Origin of the sequence: Streptomyces spongiae (assembly GCF_009377185.1) — a bacterium.
In the GTDB taxonomy this organism is placed as follows: domain Bacteria; phylum Actinomycetota; class Actinomycetes; order Streptomycetales; family Streptomycetaceae; genus Streptomyces; species Streptomyces spongiae.
In genome coordinates, this window is the sequence record NZ_VJZC01000509.1 from 1 (window position 1) to 7,246 (window position 7,246).

At 69.6% G+C, this 7,246-nt stretch carries 5 protein-coding genes; 2 read left to right on the forward strand and 3 right to left on the reverse strand.

Annotated features, from left to right (window positions below; all coding sequences use genetic code 11):
* Positions 1-267: 267 nt before the first annotated feature.
* Positions 268-2,082 (reverse strand): ABC-F family ATP-binding cassette domain-containing protein, encoded by a 1,815-nt coding sequence (locus tag FNH08_RS39845; RefSeq protein WP_152776405.1) that lies wholly within the window; start codon positions 2,080-2,082, stop codon positions 268-270.
* Between the two features lie 169 nt (positions 2,083-2,251).
* On the opposite strand from FNH08_RS39845, the gene FNH08_RS39850 reads away from it, so the two are divergent.
* Entirely contained in the window at positions 2,252-3,871 is a 1,620-nt protein-coding gene (locus tag FNH08_RS39850; protein WP_152776406.1) for a S8 family peptidase, read from the forward strand.
* Between the two features lie 267 nt (positions 3,872-4,138).
* A complete protein-coding gene (locus FNH08_RS39855) occupies positions 4,139-5,587 on the forward strand; it encodes a recombinase family protein (protein WP_194238786.1) in 1,449 nt (482 codons plus the stop codon).
* Here FNH08_RS39855 and FNH08_RS39860 read toward each other — a convergent pair.
* Together FNH08_RS39860 and rsmA are read right to left on the reverse strand one after the other, a co-directional pair.
* Positions 5,572-6,492: a 4-(cytidine 5'-diphospho)-2-C-methyl-D-erythritol kinase gene (locus tag FNH08_RS39860; protein WP_322726228.1), complete on the reverse strand. Its 921-nt coding sequence runs from the start codon at positions 6,490-6,492 to the stop codon at positions 5,572-5,574. The two genes, FNH08_RS39855 and FNH08_RS39860, sit on opposite strands and share 16 nt — an antisense overlap.
* Positions 6,489-7,246, reverse strand: a 758-nt coding sequence (gene rsmA, locus FNH08_RS39865) for a 16S rRNA (adenine(1518)-N(6)/adenine(1519)-N(6))-dimethyltransferase RsmA (protein WP_228034642.1), incomplete at its 5' end; no start/stop codon positions are given. The genes rsmA and FNH08_RS39860, both read right to left, overlap by 4 nt.

Sequence of the window (7,246 nt, forward strand, 5' to 3'; positions counted from 1 at the left end):
CCCCTGCGGTGGTTGGCCGGGCGGTGGGCCGAAGCCGCCCTGCGGCGGCTGACTGGGCGGCTGAGACATCAGCGCGCTCCCCCTCTTTGGCTGCTTTTGAGCCACCTGCGTCACGCGAGGTGCCGGTTCTCAGTCCGTATGCGGACGGCCCTTTCTACCACTGCGAGGCGCCCGCGCCCCGATAGGGGGCGCGGGGAACTGCGCGACCAGCCACGACGGACAGAGAGCCGCCGCGCCTCAGAACCCCTACGGCGAGCGGGCGAAATCTCAAGCATCCTCGGCGAGTTCGAGCCACCGCATCTCCAACTCCTCCCGCTGCCCCACCAGGTCCCGCAACTCCGCGTCCAGTTCGGCCACTTTGGAAAAGTCCGTCGCGTTCTCGGCGATCGCCGCGTGCAGCTTCGTCTCCTTCTCGGAGATCTTGTCCAACTGCCGCTCGACCTTCTGGAGTTCCTTCTTCGCGGCCCGCTGATCGGCCGCGCTCTTCTCGGGTGCGGCTTTCTCGGACGCCTTGGGAGCGGCCGGTGCCGACGCGGCCACGGACGCCTCCATCGCATGGCGCCGTTCGATGTACTCGTCGATCCCGCGCGGCAGCATCCGCAACGCCCCGTCGCCCAGCAGCGCGTACACCCGGTCCGTCGTCCGCTCGACGAAGAACCGGTCGTGGGAGATGACCACCATCGATCCGGGCCAGCCGTCGAGGAGGTCCTCCAGCTGGGTGAGGGTCTCGATGTCGAGGTCGTTCGTGGGCTCGTCGAGGAAGAGGACGTTCGGCTCGTCCATGAGCAGGCGCAGGATCTGGAGGCGGCGGCGCTCACCACCCGACAGGTCGCCGACCGGCGTCCACTGCTTGTCCTTGCCGAAGCCGAACGTCTCGCACAGCTGGCCCGCGGTCATCTCGCGGCCCTTGCCGAGGTCGACCCGGTCGCGGACCTGCTGCACGGCCTCCAGCACCCGCAAGTTGGGGTCGAGTTCGCCGACCTCCTGGGAGAGGTAGGCGAGCTTGACGGTCTTGCCGACGACGACCCGGCCGGCCACGGGCTGCTCCTCGCCCCCGGAGCGCGCCGCGTCCGCGAGGGCCCGCAGGAGCGAGGTCTTGCCGGCGCCGTTCACGCCGACGAGGCCGAAGCGGTCGCCGGGGCCGAGCTGCCAGGTGAGGTGCTTGAGCAGCACCTTGGGGCCGGCCTGGACGGTCACGTTCTCCAGGTCGAAGACCGTCTTGCCGAGCCGGGTGCTCGCGAACTTCATCAGTTCGCTGCTGTCGCGCGGCGGCGGGACGTCCTTGATGAGTTCGTTGGCGGCCTCGACGCGGAAACGGGGCTTGGAGGTGCGGGCGGGGGCGCCGCGGCGCAGCCAGGCCAGCTCCTTGCGGACCAGGTTCTGGCGCTTGGCCTCCTCGGTGGCGGCGATGCGCTCGCGTTCGGCGCGGGCGAAGACGTAGTCGGAGTAGCCGCCCTCGTACTCGTAGACGTCACCGCGCTGGACGTCCCACATGCGGGTGCAGACCTGGTCGAGGAACCAGCGGTCGTGGGTGACGCAGACGAGGGCGGAGCGGCGCTCGCGGAGGTGGGTCGCCAGCCAGGAGATGCCCTCGACGTCGAGGTGGTTCGTGGGCTCGTCGAGGATGAGGATGTCCTGTTCCTCGATGAGCAGTTTGGCGAGGGCGATACGGCGGCGCTCGCCGCCGGAGAGGGGGCCGATGACGGTGTCGAGTCCCTGGGGGAAGCCGGGGAGGTCGAGGCCGCCGAAGAGGCCGGTGAGGACGTCCCTGATCTTGGCGTTGCCCGCCCACTCGTGGTCTTCGAGGTCGCGGATGACCTCGTGGCGGACGGTGGCCTCGGGGTCGAGGGAGTCGTGCTGGGTGAGGACGCCGGCGCGGAGTCCTCCGGAGTGGGTGACGCGGCCGGTGTCGGTCTCCTCCAGCTTGGCGAGCATGCGGATGAGGGTTGTCTTGCCGTCGCCGTTGCGTCCGACCACGCCGATGCGGTCGCCTTCGGAGACGCCGAGGGAGACTCCGTCGAGCAGGGCGCGGGTGCCGTACACCTTGCTGACGTTCTCGACATTGACCAGGTTGACGGCCATTACGCTCCTGAGCGGCGGGGGCGAAAGCAACCCTCCGCTCACCCCTACGCGGACGTAGGGATTCCCCTGATTGACGTGATCTCGTCAAGTCCGTCACCGTGTGTCATCAGGACGCCACCCCCCACGATGGCCCGTCCGACGCACGTCTTACGAGAGGGGAACGTCCCCCATGTTCGTGCACCGATCGACAGACCACCGCTCCGGCCGCCGCAGACGCGGCGTACTCGCCGCGCTCACCTCCGCCGCGGCCGTCCTCGCCGTGGGTGTCGCGACCGCCGCCCCCGCGGCCGCGGCACCCGCCGAGGGCGTGATCCAGGGCGCCGGCGCCGCGGGCGCCGTCAAGGACAGCTACATCGTCGTCCTCAAGGACAGCGCCCCCTTCCGCGCCGCGTCCAGCAAGGGCAGGGCGGTCGCCACCCGGTACGGCGCCGAGGTGACCCGTACGTACAAGAAGGCCCTCAACGGATACGCGACCGAGATGAGCGAGACCGAGGCCGAGCGGCTCGCCGCCGACCCGGCCGTCGCGAAGGTCGTGCAGAACAAGACGGTCCACATCAACGACACGCAGACCGGCCCCACATGGGGCCTCGACCGCATCGACCAGGCCGACCTGCCGCTGGACTCCGCCTACACCTACCCCGACAGCGCGGGCAGCGGTGTGACGGCGTACATCATCGACACGGGCGTGCGGATCACCCACACCGACTTCGGCGGGCGGGCGTCCTACGGTTATGACGCCGTCGACGACGACAGCACGGCGGACGACGGCAACGGGCACGGCACGCACGTCGCGGGCACCGTCGCGAGCGCCACGTACGGCGTCGCCAAGGCCTCGGACATCGTGGCCGTGCGCGTCCTGGACGACGACGGCTCCGGCACGACCGACGGCGTGGTCGCGGGCATCGACTGGGTGACCGAGAACGCCCGGTTCCCGGCGGTGGCCAACATGTCGCTGGGCGGCAGCGCCGACTCCGTGCTGGACGCGGCCGTCGCCAACTCCGTCGCGGCGGGCGTCACGTACGCCGTCGCGGCCGGCAACGACAACGCCAACGCCTCCTCGTACTCCCCGGCCCGCGTCGCGTCCGCGATCACCGTGGGCTCCAGCACCAGCGCGGACGCCCGGTCCTCGTTCTCCAACTACGGGTCGTCGCTCGACCTCTTCGCGCCGGGGTCCAGCATCACCTCGACGTACAACACCTCGAACTCCGCCACCTCGACCCTCTCCGGTACGTCGATGGCGAGCCCGCACGTCGCCGGTGCGGCGGCCGTCTACCTCGGCGAGAACCCCGGCGCGACGCCCGCCCAGGTTTCCTCGGCCCTCACCTCGGCGGCCTCCGCGAGCACCCTCACCAGCGTGGGCACCGGCAGCCCCAACCTGCTGCTCCAGGTCACCCCGAGCGGTGACGGGGACGACGGGGGCGATGAGGGTGGGGACACAGGGAGCAGTTTCGAGTCGACCACCGACGTGTCCATCCCGGACGCCGGGTCTGCCGTGTATTCGCCCGTCACCGTCAGCGGGATCTCCGGCAGCGCGCCGAGCGACCTGTCCGTGTACGTCAACATCGTCCACACCTACCGCGGCGACCTGGTGATCGACCTGGTCGCGCCGGACGGTTCGACGTACCGGCTGAAGAGCAGCAGCACCTCCGACTCCACGGACAACGTCGACGCCACCTACACCGTCAACGCCTCCAGCGAGACGACGGTCAACGGGACCTGGCAGCTCAAGGTCCAGGACGTCTACAGCGCGGACACGGGATACATCAACAGCTGGAAACTGACCTTCTGAGCCGACAGTTCCGAAGCTCAGCCGGCTGTCGCGGCTGTCGTGAAGCACGCCGTGCGCCCCGGGCATCGAGCCCGGGGCGCACCGCTTCCAGGGACCGATGCCCGCTCGACCAGCAGGCACCCCATGAGCGTGGTCACCACGGCGGCATGACCACTGCCTGGGCTCGCCCTTTCGGGTGACCTCCCGTGCTTCATCGCATGTGCGCACCACTCGTTCCACAGAATGATCCCCTGGTCCAACAAGAACATCGGCCTTGGGGGAGGTCACATGCGAATTGCAGTGTATTTGCGACTCAGCCGCGACAACGGCGGCAGCACATCGATCGAATCGCAGCGCGAGGACTGCTACGCGCTGTGCGCCAAGCGCGGCTGGGACGTCGTCATTCAAGGCCAGGACGTGGACGTCTCAGGAACTACGCCTCACACGAGGCGCCCGGGCCTGGCAGGAATCATGGCCAGACGGCACGAGTTCGACGTACTCCTCGTGGCTCGCCCCGATCGCCTCGCCCGGTCGGTGCCGAACGCGCTGGAAATCCTGGACGCCCTGAGCGATACAGACACATCGGTCGTGGCCTCCGACGGCCCATTGGACACCACAGTTCCCGCAGAGAGGGCAGAGCTCCTGCGTGCAATTGCCCTGGCCGAGAGGGAAAGCACTCTGATTCAGACACGGATCGCCCGTTCCCGACTCGCACTCCAGCATGCCGAACGCTGGATCGGGGGAAACGCGCCTTACGGCTACCGCATCGTGCCGGACGGCGCAGGAGGCAAACGTCTGGCCGAGCACGAAGAAACCGCGCCCCGAATGAGGTGGATTGTGGAACAGATCCTCACCGGGGAAACAGTGACCGCCGTCTGTGATTCCCTCAACGCCGAAGGAATTCCTTCCCCTGCAACAACGTGCTCACGGGCCGGGAAGGTATCCCAGTGGTCGCCCACCGTCCTACGGAGGATGCTGCGTTCGCCAGCCTTGCTCGGTCACCGAACCGTGGGCCAGGGCCGTGAGCGACTGTCCGCGACCGACGTTGCGGGCAACCCCGTGCGGGTAGGGCCCCCGCTGATCGACCCTCAAACGTGGGACTCGCTGCAGACAACACTGGAGTCACGCAGCCGAACGCCTCAGCGTCCCAGACTGCGATCATCGTTGCTGCTTCATGTTGCCCAATGCGCGGAATGCGACGCACGGCTCCACTACAACACACGTCGGTATATCGGCGACGGGAGCTCGAACGACGTGTACCGATGCTCGGGTGGCTGCAAAGTGCTGATCTCAGCCACACGGCTCGAAGACGCCGTCCGCGACTGGGCTCTCGACAGATTCGGCTCGCTGCCTTTCGTCGCACGGCTCCCCTGTGTCTCCCCGCCGGAAGACAGCTCCCGCGACAGGCTTCACTCAGACGTCGGCGAATTGGCCCGACGGCTGGTCGGCCTTTATGGTCCAGCGGCTGAGGCCGTCCAGCGACAGCTCGAAGCGCACTCCGCCACCTGGGAGATGAACCACCCGATCAACGCAGCCTGCTACGAATGGAGCTTCACCGGGAAGACAGTGGCTGACGAGTGGGAAGCGCGCGGCCCAGGAGGCCGAAGGGAGGTCCTCCTCGCCCTGGGTGTGCGGGTCGCGGTCCGTCCCGCGAACAACCAGCGCCGCTGGAGTCCGGAACGACTGGCCCTCTCCGCGACGGGTCCCGGAGCGATTCTGCTTCAAGCGTTTTCTTGAGCTTGGGCAACCGGGACGACGGTCGCACCGGGCGCGGGCGCATCGGTGACGCGTACCGCGCGGCAGGTCGCTGAAGCAAGCAACGCCCCAGCGACCGTCTTGGCGGACTCCGCGTCCCGTGCGAGGAAGGCCGTGGTGGGGCCCGAGCCGGAGACCAGGGCGGCGAGGGCACCCGCCGTGCGTCCGGTAGCGAGGGTGTCGGCCAGGGTGGGGAACAGCGAAAGAGCCGCGGGCTGAAGGTCGTTGGAGACAGCCGTCGCGAGGGCCGTCGCGTCGCCCTTGGCGAGGGCGTCGAGAAGTTCCTGGGAGGCGACCGGTTCCGGCACCTCCGTGCCTTCCGTGAGGCGGTCGAACTCCCGGTAGACGGCCGGGGTGGAGAGCCCTCCGTCCGCGACCGCGAACACCCAGTGGAAGGTGCCGCCCACCTCCAGAGGCCGGAGCTGCTCGCCCCTCCCCGTGCCGAGGGCCGCGCCGCCCACCAGGCTGAACGGCACGTCGCTGCCCAACTCGGCGCAGATGGCGAGGAGTTCGTCCCGGGAGGTGTTCAGCCCCCACAGCTCGTCGCAGGCCACCAGCGCGCCGGCCGCGTCCGCGCTGCCGCCCGCCATGCCGCCCGCGACGGGGATGTCCTTGGCGATGTGCAGGTGCACGGCGGCATCGAGGCCGTGCCGTTCGGCGAGGGCGAGGGCGGCGCGGGCGGCCAGGTTCGTACGGTCCAGGGGGACCTGGTCGGCGCCCGGGCCCGCGCACGTGACGCGCAACTCGTCCGCCTCGGTCGCGGTGACCTCGTCGTACAGGCCGACGGCCAGGAAGACGTTGGCCAGGTCGTGGAAGCCGTCGGGGCGGGCGCCACCCACCGCGAGCTGGACGTTGACCTTGGCGGGGACGCGTACCGTCACGCTCACTTCTGGACCGGCTCCTCGTGCTCTGTGTTCCGCGCGGAACGGTGCTCCGCGATACGGGCGAACTCCTCGACGGCGAGGGACTCCCCGCGCGCCTGCGGCGAGATCCCGGCGGCCACGAGGGCGGCCTCGGCGGCGGCGGCCGATCCCGCCCAGCCGGCGAGGGCGGCGCGCAGGGTCTTGCGGCGCTGGGCGAAGGCTGCGTCGACGACGGCGAACACCTCCTTCCGTGAGGCCGCGGTCCTGACCGGTTCCGCGCGCCGGACGAGCGACACGAGACCGCTGTCGACGTTGGGCGCCGGCCAGAAGACGTTGCGGCCGATGGCGCCGGCGCGCTTGACGTCGGCGTACCAGTTGGCCTTCACGGACGGTACGCCGTAGACCTTGGATCCCGGTGGAGCGGCGAGGCGGTCGGCGACCTCCGACTGCACCATGACGAGCGTGCGCTCGATGCTCGGGAACGTCTCCAGCATGTGCAGGAGCACCGGGACGGCCACGTTGTAGGGGAGGTTGGCGACGAGGGCCGTGGGGGCGGGGCCCGGCAGCTCCTGTACGTGCATGGCGTCGGAGTGCACGAGTGCGAAGCGTTCGGCGCGTTCGGGCATGCGGGTGGTGATGGTGGTGGGGAGGGCGGCGGCGAGTACGTCGTCGATCTCGACGGCCGTGACGCGGTCGGCGGTCTCCAGCAACGCGAGGGTGAGGGAGCCGAGTCCCGGGCCGACCTCGACCACCACGTCGTCGGGGCGTACCTCCGCGG